The 18464-nt window shown below is 45.6% G+C and carries 19 protein-coding genes and 1 other annotated feature; of the genes, 16 read left to right on the top strand and 3 right to left on the bottom strand.

Going from position 1 to position 18464, the window contains the following annotated elements; all coding sequences use genetic code 11:
- Nucleotides 1–106 precede the first annotated feature (106 nt).
- Nucleotides 107–1192 (bottom strand): GerAB/ArcD/ProY family transporter, encoded by a 1086-nt coding sequence (locus NC238_13290; GenBank protein MCM1566882.1) that lies wholly within the window; start codon nucleotides 1190–1192, stop codon nucleotides 107–109.
- 167 nt (nucleotides 1193–1359) lie between these two features.
- Here NC238_13290 and NC238_13295 point away from each other — a divergent pair, with 167 nt between their 5' ends.
- From NC238_13295 to NC238_13360, 14 genes are all read left to right on the top strand, one after another.
- Nucleotides 1360–2004, top strand: a complete 645-nt coding sequence (locus NC238_13295; GenBank protein ID MCM1566883.1) for a hypothetical protein — start codon at nucleotides 1360–1362, stop codon at nucleotides 2002–2004.
- Between the two features lie 121 nt (nucleotides 2005–2125).
- Nucleotides 2126–2959, top strand: a complete 834-nt coding sequence (locus tag NC238_13300) for a putative sporulation protein YtxC (protein ID MCM1566884.1) — start codon at nucleotides 2126–2128, stop codon at nucleotides 2957–2959.
- Between the two features lie 385 nt (nucleotides 2960–3344).
- Nucleotides 3345–5270 (top strand): threonine--tRNA ligase, encoded by a 1926-nt coding sequence (thrS, locus tag NC238_13305; GenBank protein ID MCM1566885.1) that lies wholly within the window; start codon nucleotides 3345–3347, stop codon nucleotides 5268–5270.
- 98 nt (nucleotides 5271–5368) lie between these two features.
- Nucleotides 5369–6271, top strand: a complete 903-nt coding sequence (locus NC238_13310; GenBank protein MCM1566886.1) for an HD domain-containing protein — start codon at nucleotides 5369–5371, stop codon at nucleotides 6269–6271.
- A gap of 4 nt (nucleotides 6272–6275) precedes the next feature.
- The gene (locus NC238_13315) at nucleotides 6276–7334 is read left to right on the top strand and encodes a BMP family ABC transporter substrate-binding protein (protein MCM1566887.1); all 1059 of its coding nucleotides are present in this window, start codon (nucleotides 6276–6278) and stop codon (nucleotides 7332–7334) included.
- Nucleotides 7335–7370: 36 nt separating this feature from the next.
- Nucleotides 7371–7500: a sequence feature (ribosomal protein L20 leader region), on the top strand.
- Between the two features lie 44 nt (nucleotides 7501–7544).
- A complete protein-coding gene (gene infC / locus NC238_13320) occupies nucleotides 7545–8066 on the top strand; it encodes a translation initiation factor IF-3 (GenBank protein MCM1566888.1) in 522 nt (173 codons plus the stop codon).
- A gap of 22 nt (nucleotides 8067–8088) precedes the next feature.
- Entirely contained in the window at nucleotides 8089–8289 is a 201-nt protein-coding gene (rpmI, locus tag NC238_13325; GenBank protein ID MCM1566889.1) for a 50S ribosomal protein L35, read from the top strand.
- A gap of 28 nt (nucleotides 8290–8317) precedes the next feature.
- Entirely contained in the window at nucleotides 8318–8704 is a 387-nt protein-coding gene (gene rplT, locus NC238_13330; protein ID MCM1566890.1) for a 50S ribosomal protein L20, read from the top strand.
- An 84-nt stretch (nucleotides 8705–8788) separates the two neighbouring features.
- Nucleotides 8789–9613 carry an RNA methyltransferase gene (locus tag NC238_13335; protein MCM1566891.1) on the top strand — a complete coding sequence of 275 codons (825 nt, stop codon included), beginning with the start codon at nucleotides 8789–8791 and terminating at the stop codon, nucleotides 9611–9613.
- 460 nt (nucleotides 9614–10073) lie between these two features.
- Nucleotides 10074–11096: a phenylalanine--tRNA ligase subunit alpha gene (gene pheS / locus NC238_13340; GenBank protein ID MCM1566892.1), complete on the top strand. Its 1023-nt coding sequence runs from the start codon at nucleotides 10074–10076 to the stop codon at nucleotides 11094–11096.
- 161 nt (nucleotides 11097–11257) lie between these two features.
- Entirely contained in the window at nucleotides 11258–13669 is a 2412-nt protein-coding gene (gene pheT / locus NC238_13345; GenBank protein ID MCM1566893.1) for a phenylalanine--tRNA ligase subunit beta, read from the top strand.
- A gap of 44 nt (nucleotides 13670–13713) precedes the next feature.
- Nucleotides 13714–13983, top strand: coding sequence for a cell division protein ZapA (locus NC238_13350; GenBank protein MCM1566894.1), 270 nt, complete (start codon nucleotides 13714–13716; stop codon nucleotides 13981–13983).
- 144 nt (nucleotides 13984–14127) lie between these two features.
- Nucleotides 14128–14397: an ACT domain-containing protein gene (locus NC238_13355; GenBank protein MCM1566895.1), complete on the top strand. Its 270-nt coding sequence runs from the start codon at nucleotides 14128–14130 to the stop codon at nucleotides 14395–14397.
- A 65-nt stretch (nucleotides 14398–14462) separates the two neighbouring features.
- A complete protein-coding gene (locus NC238_13360) occupies nucleotides 14463–15821 on the top strand; it encodes a PFL family protein (GenBank protein MCM1566896.1) in 1359 nt (452 codons plus the stop codon).
- A gap of 78 nt (nucleotides 15822–15899) precedes the next feature.
- On the opposite strand, the gene NC238_13365 is transcribed toward NC238_13360, so the two are convergent.
- Together NC238_13365 and NC238_13370 are read right to left on the bottom strand one after the other, a co-directional pair.
- A complete protein-coding gene (locus tag NC238_13365; protein ID MCM1566897.1) occupies nucleotides 15900–16781 on the bottom strand; it encodes a DUF3102 domain-containing protein in 882 nt (293 codons plus the stop codon).
- Nucleotides 16782–17089: 308 nt separating this feature from the next.
- Nucleotides 17090–17476 (bottom strand): response regulator, encoded by a 387-nt coding sequence (locus NC238_13370; GenBank protein ID MCM1566898.1) that lies wholly within the window; start codon nucleotides 17474–17476, stop codon nucleotides 17090–17092.
- A gap of 151 nt (nucleotides 17477–17627) precedes the next feature.
- Here NC238_13370 and NC238_13375 point away from each other — a divergent pair, with 151 nt between their 5' ends.
- Nucleotides 17628–17957 carry a helix-turn-helix domain-containing protein gene (locus tag NC238_13375; protein ID MCM1566899.1) on the top strand — a complete coding sequence of 110 codons (330 nt, stop codon included), beginning with the start codon at nucleotides 17628–17630 and terminating at the stop codon, nucleotides 17955–17957.
- Nucleotides 17958–18007: 50 nt separating this feature from the next.
- A complete protein-coding gene (locus NC238_13380; protein MCM1566900.1) occupies nucleotides 18008–18220 on the top strand; it encodes a helix-turn-helix domain-containing protein in 213 nt (70 codons plus the stop codon).
- Nucleotides 18221–18464 lie beyond the last annotated feature (244 nt).

The raw sequence follows: 18464 nt of genomic DNA on the forward strand, positions 1-18464 counted from the left end.
CATGGAGGGCGCTATCTGCCGAGAGCGGAATGTGGCGCGCAGACCAGACCCAAATGAATATATTTGTCAAATTATTAAAAGATCAATGTACTAGACCCCAAAAAAATCATTTGAATCTTCCTGGTTTGAATAAACTGTTGAAGCTATCCCTGAACTGCGTAAACAACAGCCCTCCGAGGAAAATCAGCCCAGCAAATCCGATCAAAGGATATATGGCAGAGACTGCCGCGGAAAAACCGTACCGGGCAGCGATAATTGCACCGATGGAAGCAAGGCTCGCGCCAAGAATCCTTTGCTTGTTGTCGTAGGCGATCCTGGCTGTAAAGCCGTAGAGAATGCTTACGGCAGTGGTATAGATCTCCAAAAGCAAAATGAGCCCGTAAGCATAGCCTACCAGGGGATTCAGTCTGGTAGCGAGAAATACCATGGGAACCTGAAAAGGAAGAATTTCCGGAGACCCGCAGATGATTGCCAGATTAATTGCCAGAATCCCAGCACCCAACCCTAGACCACCCAGCAGGCCACCCCAAACAAGACTCTTTTTACTCCGGCCTTCCACACCTAAGGGAGACAGGATAGCCACAGACAGTACAATATTGTAAGAAACATAGAGTATGGCTGCCGTGGGCCAATGGGATGCTGTCGGAGATTCTAACGATCCAAGCAGTGCAATTTTGGATGGTGTGATTGGATCGAGGACAATCGAGATTATGGCAACACTGAAGACGGCAAGGAGCAGAAAAGGTACGACAAAACCAATGGCGCGTATGACGTTTCTGACCCCGGAAATGACGGTGAGAAACGCAAGCAGAATAACGGTAATACTGCCCAGAAGCGGGGAAAAACCAAGCTGCTCTTCAACGACAGCGCCGGATCCTGCCGCCATGACGATCAGGACACCCAAGAAGCTCAAGGTAATAAACCAATCCATCAAAATGCCAAGAGGCTTCCCAAATGTGAATCTGACCAGTTCCAGGTGCGAATCGGCATTTTGTTCTCTGGATATCCGCATGATGAGAATCCCGAAATAACAAAACAAGACAGTGCACACGGCGATACCGGCAAAACCTTTCGTTCCAAATACAGTAAAAAATTGGAGAACCTCCTGTCCGGTCGCAAACCCTGCTCCGACAATTGTTCCGATGAAGGCGGCTGCAATTGAAACTGTGGAAAACTGTTTTGTATTTTTCATACTTCACCTGCTTTCCCTCTGAACCTAGGGTTCTAGGAACAATATCCTTAAAGATTATTATGTCAAATATCTCTGGAAATGAACTTCAACGCATGCAGAATAGGTAATAATGGTGTAGAATAATATAGGCACAAAGGAATTAATTTGAATGCTTATGGGGGGTAAAAATGTCACCGGAAAAGAAAAAAATATATGCTGTCATCATCATTGCTGTTTTTTGCCTGATTATTGTCACGGGGATAGGAAATTTCCGAGCCAAACAGCTCGCACTAGATTTGGCAGGCCAACGGGTCAGCAACACGCTTACTCTGGCCGTGGCTGATTTTGATAACGAAAAACTTCATGAGCTTATTCAAACGCAGAATCAGCAGAATGCTTATTACGGAGAACTTCGGGCGAAGCTGATGCAGTTAAAGACAGAGCACCAGCTCGAAAATATTTACATGTTGTACAAGGATGAGCAGAATAAGGCCTGGTTTTACGTTGTCGATGCGAGGGCCGAGGATGACCCGGCACATTTATCTTTGGGACAATTGGAGAACAACGCCTCGTCGGCAGTAGAGAACACGCTGAAGGGCAAAGTTGTCCAGGGAGAATATCACACGACTTCACTGGGGACATTCGTATCGAGTTACCAGGAAGTGAAGGATGCCGGCGGAAAGACGTATGCTGTTCTGGCAGGGGATATCGATGTTAAGAATGTGACAGAATTCCTGTACTTAACCAGATATGTACAATTCGGGATCATGGCGGTTAGTTTGCTGCTGATTGGCCTTATCGTTTATTTAAGCGGCAGAAATAATATTAATTAGACAAGAAACAATGTAATCCTAACCAATATAAGATTATATAAGAATAGATAAGAATAAGAAAATTCCTTACCGGAAATATTAGGAAGGATGATGCATATATTTCCAGGGGGGGATTTTTCTTTTGAATGATTATTATTTGGAAGTTGGAACTTCTGATTATAAAGAAGAGCTTTCTCAAGCAGTGCACGATTTGTACCATAAAGACGGGCTGCCGATTGAAATATCTGAAGTCTGCCGTGAGCCAAACTATCTGGTCAGCTTCATTTATGCTAATTTGAAAGGAAAAAATGTCCGGAATGAGCTTACCGTCAAAATCGTTCAGTACTATATTGCCCATGCGCTGGGAAGCGTTGTTCTTCAGGGATGGGAAGAACGTTATATCAGAAAAAAATTAAAAAATGACTACAACATGTTCGGGAGCGAAATGGACGAGGCTTATCCAAAGGTTGCCGGATATCTGAATGACCAGGCAGAGACTGGTTTTCTTCGGCTTAGAAACAGAATCCTGGTAAAGTCCATTCTGGAATTTTTGAATGACCATCAAAGAATTGATCTGGAAGGATTTATGAATTTCAGATCGGGTCAATATAAGAGAGAATTAAAGAAACAGATTGCGCGTGCTGTGAATGTTTATGCCCTTCAGCAGGAGCATGAAAGCTTTGTACGACTCCTGAAAAGATTTTTTGAATCCCAGCGGGATAACAAAAATACGATGCATATGGTCATCAATCACAAAGATGAAGTGTCATTTTACGATGACAAGCATTCCGTTCTGATAAATTCCGGTGCTGAAAGCGAAGATCACCCCATCAGTGTTTTGCTGAAACGTTCTCCGAATCACCTGATCGTTCATGTTGCAGCAGAAAAACAGTCTGGAATCGCCCAGATTGTTCAGGAAGTTTTTGGTGATAAGATGACCTATTGCAGGGGATGCAGCCTATGTAAAGAGAACTGATTGACAACATACTTTAAGTGGTATAATCTAAGACTATAGAAAGAAATAATGAAGGCACGATGAAGAGGACAATATCCTAATCGTTCGCATTTAGAGAGAAATGCCTGGGCTGTGAGCATTTTTGCGATGTTTGGGAAAAGACCGCCTCCGAGTTCCTCGCCGAACATGATTTGCGTAGGCTGGACGTTTATCCGCGTTAAGGATTCCAAGGAAAATCAGCTGCCAGTATAGTAGGCGGTCGTATTTTTGAATTTGGGTGGAACCACGGGTTTCTATCGCTCTCGTCCCATAGGAAGGACGGGAGCTTTTTAGTGTTGATGCCAAAGAATTTAAAGAATGATGAATAAATGATGAATAATGAATAAGAACAGGGAGTGATATGATCATGCTAAATGTAACCTTAAAGGATGGTTCGGTTCGTCAAGTGGAACAGGGTTCAACGGTTCTGGAATTGGCTGCTTCTATTTCTCAGGGTCTGGCCAGGGTTGCTGTTGCAGGCAAGGTGGACGGGGAGGTCAAAGACCTCTCGTTTCCGATAGAAGAGCATGCTAACGTAGAAATACTTACGCTTGATAATGAAGAGGGGCTGGAAGTAATGCGCCATTCAGCTTCCCACCTTTTGGCTCAGGCTGTGAAGAATCTTTTCCCGGGAACCATTCTGGGTATCGGTCCCGCGATTGCCAATGGTTTTTACTATGACTTTGACTCTGAATACACTTTCACACCTGAGGATTTAGGCAAGATCGAAGAGGAGATGCGCAAACTGGCCAAGAACGATTATCAGTTTGAACGCCGTGAGGTTACCCGTGAAGAAGCGATTGACTATTTCCAAAATAAAGGGGAAAAATACAAAGTAGAATTGATTAATGATCTCCCCAAAGATGCCAGAATATCCATGTACACGCAGGGGGATTTTACAGACCTCTGTGCCGGACCGCATGTTCCCGGAACAAAGGTATTGAAGGCCTTCAAATTGCAGAGCCTCGCTGGTGCATACTGGCGCGGCAGCGAGAAGAACAAAATGCTTCAGAGAATTTACGGTTTAGCTTTTGCCAAGACCTCTGATCTTGAGGATTATTTATTTAAGCTGGAAGAAGCCAAAAGGCGTGACCACCGGAAGCTTGGGATGGAGCTTGACCTTTTCAGTCTGCACGATGAAGGTCCTGGCTTTCCGTTCTTTCATCCGAAGGGTATGGTCTTAAGGAATACGCTGGAAGATTTCTGGCGCAGAGAGCACCAGAAAAGAGGCTATGTCGAGATCAGAACGCCTATCATTTTGAATACAGCTCTCTGGCAGCAGTCCGGGCACTGGGATCATTATAAGGAGAACATGTATTTCACCAAAATAGACAATGAGGACTATGCCGTTAAACCGATGAACTGTCCCGGCGGTATGATTATGTACAAGACGAAACTGCGCAGCTATCGGGACCTGCCGATCCGCTGCGGAGAGCTAGGTCTGGTGCACAGGCATGAACTATCGGGTGCTCTGCATGGTTTGTTGAGAGTAAGAAACTTTACACAGGATGATGCCCATATTTTTATGCTGCCGTCCCAGATCAAAGATGAGATCATTGGGGTCATTAATTTAGTTGATTATTTTTATAAAATATTTGGCTTTGCGTACCATGTTGAGCTTTCCACCCGGCCGGAGGATTCCATGGGCTCGGATCAGGATTGGGAAATGGCGACGAATGCCCTAAGAGATGCTTTAGAGGCCAAAGGGATGGATTACAAAATTAATCCTGGTGATGGAGCCTTCTACGGACCGAAAATTGATTTTCACCTGAAGGATTGTCTCGACAGAACCTGGCAGTGCGGAACCATCCAGTTGGATTTCCAGATGCCGGAGCGGTTCGACCTGACCTACATTGGGGAAGACGGGGATAAGCACCGTCCTGTTATGATCCACAGGGTTGTTTACGGAAGTATCGAGCGTTTTATTGCACTTCTGACCGAGCAGTACGCCGGCGCTTTCCCTGTTTGGCTTTCGCCTGAGCAGGTGCGCATTCTGCCGATCAGTGACAAGCACAGCGCCTATGCTGAAAAAGTCAAGGGGCTGCTTATGGATCGGGATATCCGCACCGCGCTTGATGAACGCCGGGAGAAAATCAACTATAAGATCAGGGAAGTACAGACAGATAAAATACCTTTTGCTTTGGTCGTCGGAGATAAGGAAGCCGAAGAGGGTACGGTATCCGTCCGTCGTTATGGAGAGCAGAAGACCAGCGTCATGGAATTGGAAGATTTTATTTCCTTGATTCAGGACGAAATAAGTACCAAAAAAATTTCGGCAGGCAATCAGGCTTGAACACTGGATTGACCAGCGGAAAACAATACAAATTCCGGAGAGTGGTGGGTAACTTGACTGAGAAAAAGAATTGGAATGAGTTGAAGTCAGGAGAGTCTTTGGTTGCATTTTTCTTGATTCGCAGGGTTGAAACGAAGACTACGGCTGGCGGAAACCGGTATCTTGATATCGTCTTAGGTGACGCCGGCGGGGAAATAACCGCAAGGATGTGGGACTGCAAGCAGGAAGATGAAACACTGTATCAAAGCAACATGCTTGTAAAGATCAAAGGCAGTATGGCGGAATGGCAAGGCAAGAAACAAGTTAAGATCGATAAAATCCGTGCAGTTGTTGAGGACGATCAAGTTGACATTAATGCGTTTATACCTGTGGCGCCGTATAGTCCAGAAGCAATGTACGCTGAGCTTCTGCAATACCTCGCCGGGATGGAGAATGTCAAAATAAGAGAAACCGTTCAGCTTCTTCTGACGGAAGCCGGAGAGAAACTGCTGATTCATCCGGCTGCTGTGCAGAATCATCATGCCTTAAGGTCGGGACTGCTGTATCATACGCTGACAATGCTTAAAGCTGGAGAAAAACTAGCGGATGTCTATACTTTCCTGGATAAAGATCTTCTTTATGCCGGGATCATGCTGCACGATGTTGCCAAGCTTGATGAAATTGATGCCAACGCCCTCGGGATTGCTACGGAGTATACTGTTGAGGGGCAGCTGTTAGGCCATATTGTTCAAGGAATCAAGAAAATTGAAAAGGCTGCAGACAAAGTGGGTCTCGATGAGGAGACCAGTCTCCTTCTTCAGCATATGCTGCTTTCGCACCATTATGAGCCGGAATTTGGCAGTCCCAAGAGACCGATGTTTCCGGAGGCAGAAATCCTTCATTATCTGGATATCATTGACGCCAGGATGTTTGATATGGAGAAAGCCCTGAATGAAACCGAGCCGGGATATTTTACGGATAGGCTCTGGACGCTCAATAACAGAAGGTTATACAAGAGGTGAAAAAATGTCAAAAAGAAATGCAGTGAAAATATGGGGAAAGATGCTTTGTTTGCTTGTTATAGCCTTTTTGTTGCTGACTGGCTGCGGGATTCTGGGAGGCGGCGGTCAGGACGTACCTTCGGATGACTCGGGAAACTACGCGATCAAGGTCGGACTGATTACCGGCCAGGACGGAATCGAGGATATTTATTCTGAAAAAGCCTGGGAAGGACTGCAAAAGGCACAACAGGAACTAAACGCCGGGGTCGGCTATGTTAAGGTCAAGAATGATAAAGACTATCCGTCGGGGCTTGCCGAGCTTAAATCCCAGGACTGTCAGGTCATATTTACCATAGGTTCCGCTGCCGTTCCGGCAACCCTGGAAGCGGCAGAAAAAAACCCTAAAATCACCTATGTCTGTCTGGACAGCACGATCGAGGGGACCATACCTGACAATGTTCTGGCCGTGTCCTATAGAGTAGAGGAAGCTGCTTTTCTGGCAGGGTATCTGGCGGCAAAAAGGACGGAAACAAATGTCGTTGGTTTTATCTCAGGGGACAATAAAGAAGCAGCACAGCCTTACTTTTATGGTTTCAAGAGCGGAGTACGGTTCGTCAATCCCAACTGTGAGCTTTTGAAAGGAAATGCCGCCACTTTCACCAATAAGACCAGGGTCGAAGAAATGGCGGAAGCGATGGTCAATTCTGATGCCGATGTTATTTTTCATAGCGCAGGTCTGGCAGGAAAAGCAATGATTGAAGTCATGGAGGAAAAAGGCAAGTATGCGATAGGTGCCGACATCGATCAAAATGATCTGGCGCCTCAGACTGTCCTTACTTCAGTCATCAAGGAGAACGGCAAGGTTGCTTACGAAATCATCAAACAAATTGAAGAGAACACCTTGGCGTCCGGTAAAAATGTATCGTATGGCTTAGCAGAGAATGCCGTCGGTTTGGCAGAGACAACTGAATCTATGGTTCCGGAAGAAACCTATACCAAAATAAATGAATATAAGCAAAAAATTATTGACGGAAAGATCACGGTTCCGGCCAATGAAAATGAAACATTTAAAATCACATATTAGATGATTGACATTGAACGCTGAACTATGTATAATATTCATGCCAAGTAGAAGCCATCCGCTTCTCACCTCATGACGTAATGCCGATGAGGTCCTAGTGAGTTTTCCAGCAGGATTATGCTCATTTTGTATGATGAAGACGGGTGGAATACCGTCTTTATTTTTTTATACTTTTTGGCTCGTTGTAAGTAAAAAAATTGGAGGTGATTCGCTATTAACAAAGATTTACGGATTAATGAAGAAATCCGGGCTCGGGAAGTTCGATTAGTAGGTGAAGAAGGAGAACAACTCGGGATCATTCCTATTAAAGATGCCTTGAGCGTCGCTGCTGAAAAAGCGCTTGATTTAGTGGAGATTGCTCCTGCTGCCAAACCACCGGTTTGTAAGGTGATGGATTATGGGAAATATAAATATGAGCAGGCGAAGCGTGATAAAGAAGCCCGTAAGAAGCAGAAGGTTGTTGAAATTAAAGAAGTCAAGCTCCGCCCGAATATTGAAGACCATGATTTTATGACCAAGGCGCGCAATGCCCAACGCTTTTTAGGCGATGGCGATAAAGTTAAAGTTACCATCATGTTTAGAGGACGGGAGATAACACACCCAGACCATGGTAAAGTATTGTGTTTACGAATGGCTGAATTTCTTCGTGAAGAAGCTCTTGTCGAGCGTGAACCCAAAGTCGAAGGCCGCAATATGGTTATGATTTTAGCTCCTTCCGCACATAAACACGATTAAAATGAAAAGGGGGTTATCATAAATGCCTAAAATGAAAACACATCGTGGAGCTGCCAAGCGTATTAAGAAAACGGCTACCGGCAAAATTGTTTGTTATCATGCGTATAAAAGCCATATCCTGGAGAAGAAGTCGCCAAAGCGTAAACGGAATCTTCGCAAAGCGGCGGTTATGCATAGTACCGACGCGAAGCGTATTGCTCGTCTGATCGCTTATGTTAAATAAGAATATCACTTAAAGGAGGTCTTTAAAAATGGCCCGTGTAAAAAGAGGCGTCAGAGCACATGAACGCCATAAAAAAATATTAAAATTAGCCAGAGGATATAGAGGACGTAAGAGCAAACTTTTCAGAATGGCCAAACAGCAAGTCGTTAAATCGATGGCGTATGCTTATGTTCACCGCAAACAGAGAAGACGCGATTTTCGCAAACTGTGGATCACCAGGATTAATGCAGCTGCCCGAATGAATAACATTACGTATAACCGGCTGATGTACGGTCTGAAGCTGGCCAATGTCAATATCAACCGCAAAATGCTGGCCGATTTGGCAGTCAATGATCCTGCAGCTTTTACCAAACTTGTAGAAGTTGCCCAAAGCAAACTTGAAAACACCCATGCAAAAGCTCAGGCAAATGCTTAAGTCAAGAATACCTATGAATCTTTGGAGTTCGGTCTTTTCAGGACCGGACTCCTGCTCTATTTCAGGTAGTCCGGGAGGATCATCATGATTGTTTCTTTGCAGAATGGACAGGTCAAGCATGTGGTATCCCTGCATGATAAAAAAGGCCGTAAAGAATATAGGGAATTCCTTGTAGAAGGCAAACGTTTTGTACAGGAAGCCATTCTCAGGCAAGCGCAGCTTAAGAAAGTTTATTATACGGCCCAGGACGCAGCGACAGGACCATCAGATCCGCAGTACTCCTTAAATATTTCCGGACTGGTGACGGAGGTACGTGCGCTGGGAATAGAAGCTGAAGAGGTGTCTGAAGCGGTGATGCGCAAAATGAGCGCTACAGAAGAGCCTCAGGGTATCCTTGGAATCATCCGGAGAACTGAATTTGACTGGCAGGATATCAAGGTTCGGAAAGATACCATTCTTCTCGTCGTCGATGGAATCCAGGACCCGGGTAATTTGGGCACGATTTTAAGAACCGCCCTGGCTGCAGATGTCAAGCAAATCATTTTGACAAAAAAAACGGTGGATCTTTATAATCCTAAAGTTCTGCGCAGCAGTATGGGCTCCGTTTTTTCTGAAGTGATCCTAACGGATAAAACGCCTGAAGAAATAGCAATTTTTTGCAGACAAAGAGAATGTTCCATGGTCGTGTCTACCATGGGTGGGACTTCCATATTTAAGACGAACATTTGTGAAGACTATCCTTTGGCGTTAATTATTGGCAATGAGGCTGCGGGGCCGTCAGCTTTTTTTATGGAAAAGGCCGCTAAGCAGTATTCCATTCCAATGTTTAACAATGTTGAATCACTGAATGCGTCAATGGCTGCCGGAATATTCCTTTATGAAATGCGAAGACAGGGACAATTCTTGTAAACCATGATTGAAAATGATATAATTCTGATCAGGCAAAGAAAACAATGACTTTGCTTTCCGAACCTAAGCCGAGGAAAGGTGGGCTCAAAATGTCAGCGCCTGATTATTTTTGGAAAGCCTTCGAGGCAACCGGTTCTCCCCAATTATATCTTTTATACAAGAACAACGACAAATTGACAAGTGACAATGAACGGAACAAAAGGCAGGCAGGCCTCTAAAGGGAGGACCGACCCAGACTGAAAGTCGGCCAGGCAGGCAGCTACCTCAACATGGGAGTCTTGAGGTTGAAGTTCATTCCGGGAGTTAACCGGTTGGCAGCCGTTACCAGCTTATGAAGTGTGAACTGTGATTTGACGCATGGTCAAAAAAGGGTGGTACCACGGGAAACCTAACTCTCGTCCCTAGAGGACGAGAGTTTATTGTTTTTTTACATGAATTCATTGCTGAAAGGGTGACCACAATGCGAGAAGAAATAAAGAAGATTAAGGAAGATACACTGGAGCAACTGACGAAGCTGACTTCGTCGGAAGAGCTTCAGGAGCTAAAAGTCCGGGTGATGGGCAAAAAGGGATCACTCACATCCTTGCTGAAGCAGATGGGTCAGCTCAGTGCGGAAGAGCGTCCCCAAATGGGGCAGATCGTCAATGAACTACGCAGCCAGCTCGAAGATGCCTGGGACAAAAAATGGAAGGAATTCGAAAAGAATGCTTTGGAAAGCAGACTTAGGGAAGAACGGATCGATATCAGTCTGTCAGGGTATTCTTTGCCTCAGGGGCACCAGCATCCTCTAAGCAAAGTGATCGAGGAAATTGAAGATATTTTTATGGGCATGGGTTTTACGATCGCTGAGGGACCAGAAATAGAAACGGATTACTATAACTTTGAAGCGTTGAACCTGCCGAAAGACCATCCGGCCAGGGATATGCAGGATACGTTTTTTATCACCGAGGATATTCTGCTTCGGACGCAGACCTCGCCGGTCCAGATCAGAACCATGGAAAAATTAAGGCCCCAGCTTCCGGTCAAGATCATTGCGCCAGGGAAAGTTTTCCGCAACGATGATGATGCAACCCACTCACCGATGTTCCATCAGGTAGAGGGGCTGCTGGTTGATAAGGGAGTCAGAATGTCCGATCTTAAAGGACTGCTTCTGTACTTCTCCAGACAAATGTTCGGCGAATCCCGGGAAATCCGCTTGAGGCCGAGCTTTTTCCCGTTTACGGAGCCCAGTGCTGAAGTTGATGTGTCCTGCATGCTTTGCGGCGGTGCAGGCTGCAGGCTGTGCAAAGGAACCGGCTGGATTGAAATCCTGGGGGCCGGGATGGTTCATCCGCATGTGCTGGAGATGGGTGGATATGATCCTAAGGAAGTAACAGGCTTTGCTTTCGGCATGGGCGTAGAACGGATTGCCATGCTGAAATACGGCATTGAAGATATGCGGCTGCTTTTTGATAACGACATCCGCTTCCTGGAACAGTTCTAGGACATTGATCTTACGCTGGAACTGTGGCACACAGACCCAGCTATGAAGGTTTAAATGTCTAGTTATTTAGAGAACGGTATCCTAGAAATAGTTTGAATGATTGTATAGATAGATTGTTTTTATTTATCATATAACATGTTGATGTACTGGAGGATGCTCTGATGAGAGTAAGTATGGAATGGCTGAAACAATACCTCGAACTCAGTCTCAGCCCTGAGGAATTGGCAGAAGTCCTGACCAGGGGCGGGATTGAAGTTGAAGGGGTAGAATGCTTGAATAAAGGATTCACAGAAGTCTATATCGGTGAAATTCTGGATATCCAGCCCCATCCCGATGCCCAAAAACTGCAGGTATGCCGTTTGAATACCGGCAGGGAAGAACTGACCATTGTTACGGGTGCCTCGAATGTTCTTGTCGGGGATAAAGTACCGGTAGCCGTTCCGGGAGCGGTGCTTCCGGGGGGTAAAGAGATTCAACCGGTCGAGATGAGAGGCGTAAAATCGTATGGGATGCTTTGTTCCGATAAGGAACTTGAGATCGAAGCTGTCGGTCAGGAACGCAGTAAAGGCGGGATCCTGATCCTGTCTCCTGACGCGCCTGTCGGTGAGAGCCTGGAAGCCTATCTTGGTCTGCAGGACAGCGTCCTGGAACTGGAACTTTACCCTAACCGGCCGGATTGTCTGGCGATGGTCAATGTTGCGAGAGAGGCCGGAACTTTGCTCGGGAAAAAGCCTGTTTTGCCGGAATGGGCCCGCGAGGAAATGCCTTCCTGGCCGGAAGATGTCAGGCAGAAGGTTGAAATTGAAGATCCGGAACTTTCCTGGCGTTATTCGGCGCTGCTGGTGGATGATGTCGTCATTCAACCCTCGCCGCTTTGGATGCAGAACCGGCTTCGGGCTGCCGGGGTCCGTCCGATCAATAATATTGTCGATATTACCAACTACTGCATGCTGGAAATGGGACAGCCGCTTCATGCGTTCGACCGGGATAAACTTCGGGGTACGGTCAGAGTCCGCAAAGCTAAACAAGGTGAAACCATGGTCAGCCTGGACGGCATCGAAAGAAGACTGGAACCTGATATGCTGGTGATCGCCGATGATAACGGGCCGCAAGCCATTGCCGGTGTCATGGGCGGCCTGGAAAGTGAAGTGACCGGCAAGACCTGCAGGATCCTGTTTGAATCAGCACATTTTCTCGGTTCGAGTGTCCGGCGTACCAGCAGAAAGCTGGGACTCCGTTCGGAATCTTCCAGCCGTTTTGAAAAAGGGGTTAATCCTTACTGGACGGTTCCCACCCTGGGCAGAGTGGCAGAATTGCTGCTGGAACTCGAGGCAGGTGTACCGATGTCCTTTACGGAAAAAGTCTGTGCACTTCCGCCCAAGGTCCGGATTGAAATAGCGGTTTCCACGGTTAACCAGGTCCTGGGTGTGGAATATGCGGATCAGGAAATTGAAAAGGTTTTTGAAGCTCTTGACTTTGAATATCTGAAATTGTCTGACTGCCGGTACAGTGTCGAAATTCCTTCCTACAGGCAGGACCTTAAAATTGAAGTTGATTTGATTGAAGAGATTGCCCGCATCATCGGCTATGATAAGATTCCTACCACCCTGCCGCAGGGCAGCCAAACGCAGGGGCGCAGAACACCCGAACAGGCTTTCCGATACAAACTGCGTAAGATCCTGATCAAAGCCGGGATGAACGAGGTCATTTCCTACTCTTTCAGCAATAAAGAAATGGATGATCAATGGGGGTCAGAAGGCCGGAATATCCCGCTCTTAAATCCATTAAGGGAAGAATTAGGAACGATGAGGACGTCACTCTTACCCGGACTATTGGAGATTGCGTCCAGAAATACCGCCAGACGCAACACGGATCTGCTGCTGTTTGAAATCGGCAATGTCTATTTGCCAAAAGAGCTGCCGTTAAAGAAGCTGCCCGATGAGGTTTCCCGGATTGCCGGCTTGGCGCAGGGGGAAAGCAAACGTCACTGGCTGAATTCGCAGGTGAAATTTGATTTCTTTTATGTTAAAGGGATACTCACACAGATCACGGAAGAATGCGGAATGGAATTTGAATATCGGAGAATTGACGAAGGTAAGTACTGCAGCCTGCTTCATCCCGGGAGGTCCGCAAATATTTACTGCAATGGTGAGTACCTTGGTATTCTCGGTGAAATCTATCCGCAGCTCGACCAGAGATGGGACCTGCAGCGCCCGGTGCTCTTTGAGCTTGATTTTGGAGCGCTGTTCAAGAATGCCAATCTCACGGTTGTTGCCAAATCGTACCCGCGTTATCCGGCAATTCAGCGTGACCTGGCCGTTGTCGTTCCGGAAGAGGTATCCGCAGAAGATATTAAGAAAAAGGTAATGGCACTCGGCGGGAAATTCCTGAAAGAAGTAGAGCTGTTCGATGTGTATCAAGGACAGCCCGTTCCGGCGGGACACAAAAGCCTTGCCTTTACGATGCGTTACCAGTCTGCAGAACGAACCTTGAAAGATGAAGAAGTGAACGCCTTTAATTCCGACATCCTTTCGGGAATACAGCAGGAATTTGGGGCAAAATGGCGAAAATAAACAATAATGATGCGAGCTCAACAAGGTACTAGACAGGAGAGCGGGTGAAGACGGTGAATCCGGAAGAGCAAAAAGTATCGGTTCTGATTTTCGGAGAACTTCATGTTATTCGCGGCAAGGGATCTGAGGAATATATCAAAAAACTCGCCCATGATGTCGATAAAAGAATGGAAGAAATTGCGTTGAAATTTCCGAAGCTTCCAGCACATCAGGTAGCTATCCTGGCAGCGCTTAATTTTGCAGATGAATTGGCAACCATAAAAGAAGAACAGATGACGCTTCTTAACATGTTAGGAGAAAGCGGCGGCGAATAATTTTTTTACCATCTGACGGTGATTAAGAAATGGTCGATCCCGCTTATTATTCGGCCATTTCTTTATTATTTATCGCAGGCGCCCAGTCTTTTTTTTGTTTATCAGGAAATGATAGAATAAAATGAAACAAACGGAGGTGTTACAATGAAAGGAATTGTCACTGTAATAGGAAAAGATAAAGTCGGGATCATCTATGGCGTTACCAAGATTCTGATGGAGAATAATGTAAACGTGGAGGATATCAGCCAGACGATTTTGCAGGATTATTTCACCATGATGATGCTGGTCAACCTTTCCAACATAAAATGCGATTTCAGTGTTCTGAAGGAAGAGCTTGATGCCTTCGGCAAAGAGATCGGATTGTCGGTGAAGATTCAAAGAGAAGAGATCTTCGACTATATGCACAATATTTAACTTACAGGTAACAAGGGTTGACAAGTTGCCAGCCGGAAACAGGGGAAGTCTTTTGGAGGTAAATAATGAATCTCTATAAAAATATTTTTGAAACCACCCGCATGATCGAGAAAGAAAAACTGGATATCCGGACCATCACGATGGGCATTTCTTTGCTTGATTGCATCGACTCTTCGGGAGAAAAGGCCCGCCAAAGAATTTATGACAAAATTACCAGGTTGGCACAAAATCTTGTCAAAGTGGGCAATGAAATCGAAACTGAATATGGCATTCCCATTATCAATAAACGAATTTCAGTCACCCCGATGGCCATCATCGCTTCCGGGAGTGAAGAAGAAAGCTATGTCGAGTTTGCGAGAACGCTGGACAAAGCAGCCCAGGAGGTCGGCGTTAACTTTATCGGAGGCTTCTCCGCTCTGGTGCAGAAAGGCTTTACGAAAGGTGACAGAATCTTAATTGAATCCATCCCTGAGGCTCTGAATGAAACAGAACGGGTATGTTCGTCTGTGAATGTGGCCAATTCCAAAGCCGGCATCAACATGGATGCAGTGAAGATGATGGGAAAAGTAATTAAAGATACGGCTTATTTGACCAGGGACAGAGACTCTCTGGGTTGTGCGAAGCTGGTGGTGTTTGCGAATGCCGTCGATGACAATCCGTTTATGGCGGGCGCCTTCCACGGGGTTGGCGAACCCGAAGTTGTGATCAATGTCGGCGTCAGCGGTCCCGGCGTCGTCAAATGTGCCATGGAGAAAGTCAAGGGAGAACCCTTGCATGTCGTAGCCGAGAACATTAAGAAGACTGCCTTTAAAATTACCCGGGCCGGCCAGCTGGTTGGCAACGAAGTATCCAGAAGACTGGACGTACCGTTCGGTATTTTGGATTTGTCCCTGGCCCCAACACCGGAAATCGGAGACAGTGTGGCCAGGATTCTTGAAGAAATGGGCTTGGAAGCCTGCGGAACCCATGGCACGACGGCAGCCCTGGCCATGCTGAATGACGCTGTCAAAAAAGGCGGCATCATGGCTTCCTCCTCCGTAGGGGGATTAAGCGGAGCGTTTATCCCGGTCAGCGAAGATGAAGGAATGATCAATGCGGTTAAGTGCGGTGCACTGACCTTTGACAAGCTCGAAGCGATGACCAGTGTCTGCTCCGTAGGACTGGATATGATTGCGATACCCGGAGATACGAAGGAATCGACGATCTCAGCCATGATTGCAGACGAAGCCGCAATCGGCGTCATCAATAATAAAACGACCGCAGTCCGTGTTATCCCGGTATATGGCAAAGGGGTCGGCGATACTGCCGAGTTCGGCGGTTTGCTGGGCTATGCGCCAATCATGGCGGTCAATCCATACAGCGCGGAAGAGTTCATTAACCGGGGTGGCAGAATTCCAGCGCCGATTCACAGCTTCAGGAATTAACAATTGCCAATTGACATAAACACAAAAAAAGCCACATCACCAGAAAGAGTGGCTTGAAATTGGGGAAATGGGAAGAGATTAATTTTTCTCAGGATCTTCCGGAGCTTTCGGAGCTACCATGGTCGTTTTCTCAATGCGCTTCAACTTGTTCATCGCTTTAGACATTAACTGATTGGCATGGCTGATATATAATTTGCAAGCATTCGGGTCCGCTGCGGCCATTTCTTTGATGGCGATAAAGAGTTCCTCCAATCCTTTGGTTATCAGCTCAAAGCGGGCATCTGCCTGGCTCATGGAGAGGTTGAGCTTTAAGAGCTTGCTTTCGTATTCTATCTCGGCGATGTGCTTAGCTGCTGCATTTTCATTTTCCAGGACGTCAAGCTTCCGCTGCAGCTTCAAAACATTTCCCTGCTCGGCCCATACGGCTTGCAGGTTATCCGTGGCTTCTTTTTTCGCCCGGTCGCGCTCATCTGATAATTTGGAGATTTTATCTTTTTGCTCAGCACAGACTTTCTGCAGGTCTTCTTTCCCGGCAAGCTCCTGGTTCCTAACATATACCGCCTGCTGCAGCTGCTGCTTGCTCATGCTGCCTGCATCATTCTCAGCGATAAACGCATCCCGCTGATCTTCCGGGAGCCCAAGAAGAATGAGGGCCTGGGTGTAGGTCAAATTCGCCACCGGTGGCGAATTTGACATTTCCTGATCTTCGGATGAGACGAGCAGTTTAATCCCATATTCATCGAAGACTTGTATCAGTTTTTCTGCAGTTCTTTGAGAATAACTTACTGATTCCTCCAGCCACTTGCCCCACTCACCATGCGGCAGCAGCGCTTTGGCTTCCTTCAGGCGTTTTCCTACTTCGACGGCGCTGGCCAGCAGAATTTTATTGGTTTGTTGTCTTATCGTATTGATTTCAGCCGCGATGACAGGCGGCGTGCGTTCTGTCAGCAAATCACGCATATTGATACCGTTCTTTCCTGTTCTTTATTGACATCATATGGGATAAGCCTGACAATCGTGACAAAAGGTCTAAATAGATAAGGTATCATGAAGGGTAAGCGCAAAAAATATTTGAAGTATTAAAATGGCGGCCACACGGCCGCCATTCTTTTCGTCGCTTCGCTTAAACTTGCGGTGGATTACCGCTTGCTTCCCAAGACATGAGAGTAATTGATTGAATGGACATGAAGGGTATTATAGAATTTGTTGGAGCACACTTCAAATAAAAAAATTGAAGCTGATTATGTAAAGAAAAGTGAAGCTTATGATTACGCCTTCTTGGTCAGAACTTTGTCTAATATAGCATCAATGTGCTCCTGGGTACCAGGCTTGCATACTACTTGCAAAGGCTGGACCTGTATGAATTGATTGTGATCATCGGCAGATGTCACAAACACGATGCTGCATGTTGACATAAAATCGGATTGCCTTACATGTTTGGCGGTTTCGAGACCAGTCAACTTTTTCATGCTATTGTCAAGAAAAAGAAGGTCAAAAATCATATCACGCTTATTCAGCTCTTCGAGAAGCTCTTCACCACTTCCAAATTGGTAAATATCAAATAAAACCCCCTTTTCTTTTTCATATAAATGAATGAATGCTTCCAATAACTGGCGACACAACGGCCTGTCATCACAAATGCCGATAGTAAGCAAAACATCTCCCTCCAAAAACCTGTTTATCCAACTAAAAAGGTATTAAGTTCATTATATATTGACAATAATACAAATACAAGGGTAATAAATACTCTTATACTTTGTTAAGAATGCTATTCATAATTGCTAAAGTAAAGCAGGGTGATAAAACATGGAAATTGATTACAAAGCATTAGGCGAGCGGATTGCGAAAAGGCGCAAGGTTTTGAATCTGACCCAGGATAACGTCGCTGAAGCAACAGGGCTCAGCAACAACCATATATCCAATATAGAGAACAATCATTCTATCCCCAGTATCGAATCATTGCTTAAAATATGCGAGGCTCTGGACATCACACCAGATTATTTTTTGCTGGGTATTTTCAGACAAACGAATGACAGTCTGCTTTCTCAGATTAATCAAAAAATTAAGCTGTGCGATGAGAGAAAGCTGGAACTGGTTGATCATTTCATGACTTGGGTAGTTAATGAAAAACTATAGTATGTCAATAGGGTTTATCGTCCTAAGATATACTTGCTTTGGTGATGATGATGCGATTAAAGATACGTGATGTTCGTGAAGATCATGATCTAACGCAACAACAAGTTGCGGAATACCTAATGTGCGATCAATCTTTATACTCCAAATATGAGCGAGGGGAGCGTGATGTTCCGCTAAATATCATGATTAAACTCGCACAGTTTTATAAAACCAGCATTGACTACTTGGTCGGGCTTACAGAAAATAAACAGCCTTACCGCTGAGCTGATAAAGTCAAACAGGGTGATAAGATTTGAAGATTGATTACAAAGAATTAGGCGAACCGATTACAATAAGGTGCAAGGTGTCTAAGCAACAACCACATTTCCATAACGTGGGTAGTTGATGAAAAACTATAGTTTCAAAAAGTGCGACTTTTTTTAGTATATTAGAAAGTATAATGCTTTCTGATACATAAGTAGCCTTTTTCAGTAAAGGGCTGCTTTGTTATTTTTAGAATTAATTTCC

It is taken from the genome of Dehalobacter sp. (assembly GCA_023667845.1).
GTDB lineage: Bacteria > Bacillota > Desulfitobacteriia > Desulfitobacteriales > Syntrophobotulaceae > Dehalobacter.

What these genes read in the sequence shown, in the direction of transcription:
- NC238_13295 (MCM1566883.1), top strand. Translation starts at nt 1,360, where the DNA reads ATGTCACCGGAAAAGAAAAAAATATATGCTGTCATCATCATTGCTGTT.
- NC238_13375 (MCM1566899.1), top strand. Translation starts at nt 17,628, where the DNA reads ATGGAAATTGATTACAAAGCATTAGGCGAGCGGATTGCGAAAAGGCGC.
- NC238_13360 (MCM1566896.1), top strand. Translation starts at nt 14,463, where the DNA reads ATGAATCTCTATAAAAATATTTTTGAAACCACCCGCATGATCGAGAAA.
- NC238_13290 (MCM1566882.1), bottom strand. Translation starts at nt 1,192, where the DNA reads ATGAAAAATACAAAACAGTTTTCCACAGTTTCAATTGCAGCCGCCTTC.
- rpmI (MCM1566889.1), top strand. Translation starts at nt 8,089, where the DNA reads ATGCCTAAAATGAAAACACATCGTGGAGCTGCCAAGCGTATTAAGAAA.
- pheS (MCM1566892.1), top strand. Translation starts at nt 10,074, where the DNA reads ATGCGAGAAGAAATAAAGAAGATTAAGGAAGATACACTGGAGCAACTG.
- NC238_13365 (MCM1566897.1), bottom strand. Translation starts at nt 16,781, where the DNA reads ATGCGTGATTTGCTGACAGAACGCACGCCGCCTGTCATCGCGGCTGAA.
- pheT (MCM1566893.1), top strand. Translation starts at nt 11,258, where the DNA reads ATGAGAGTAAGTATGGAATGGCTGAAACAATACCTCGAACTCAGTCTC.
- rplT (MCM1566890.1), top strand. Translation starts at nt 8,318, where the DNA reads ATGGCCCGTGTAAAAAGAGGCGTCAGAGCACATGAACGCCATAAAAAA.
- NC238_13355 (MCM1566895.1), top strand. Translation starts at nt 14,128, where the DNA reads ATGAAAGGAATTGTCACTGTAATAGGAAAAGATAAAGTCGGGATCATC.
- NC238_13335 (MCM1566891.1), top strand. Translation starts at nt 8,789, where the DNA reads ATGATTGTTTCTTTGCAGAATGGACAGGTCAAGCATGTGGTATCCCTG.
- thrS (MCM1566885.1), top strand. Translation starts at nt 3,345, where the DNA reads ATGCTAAATGTAACCTTAAAGGATGGTTCGGTTCGTCAAGTGGAACAG.
- NC238_13380 (MCM1566900.1), top strand. Translation starts at nt 18,008, where the DNA reads ATGCGATTAAAGATACGTGATGTTCGTGAAGATCATGATCTAACGCAA.
- NC238_13315 (MCM1566887.1), top strand. Translation starts at nt 6,276, where the DNA reads ATGTCAAAAAGAAATGCAGTGAAAATATGGGGAAAGATGCTTTGTTTG.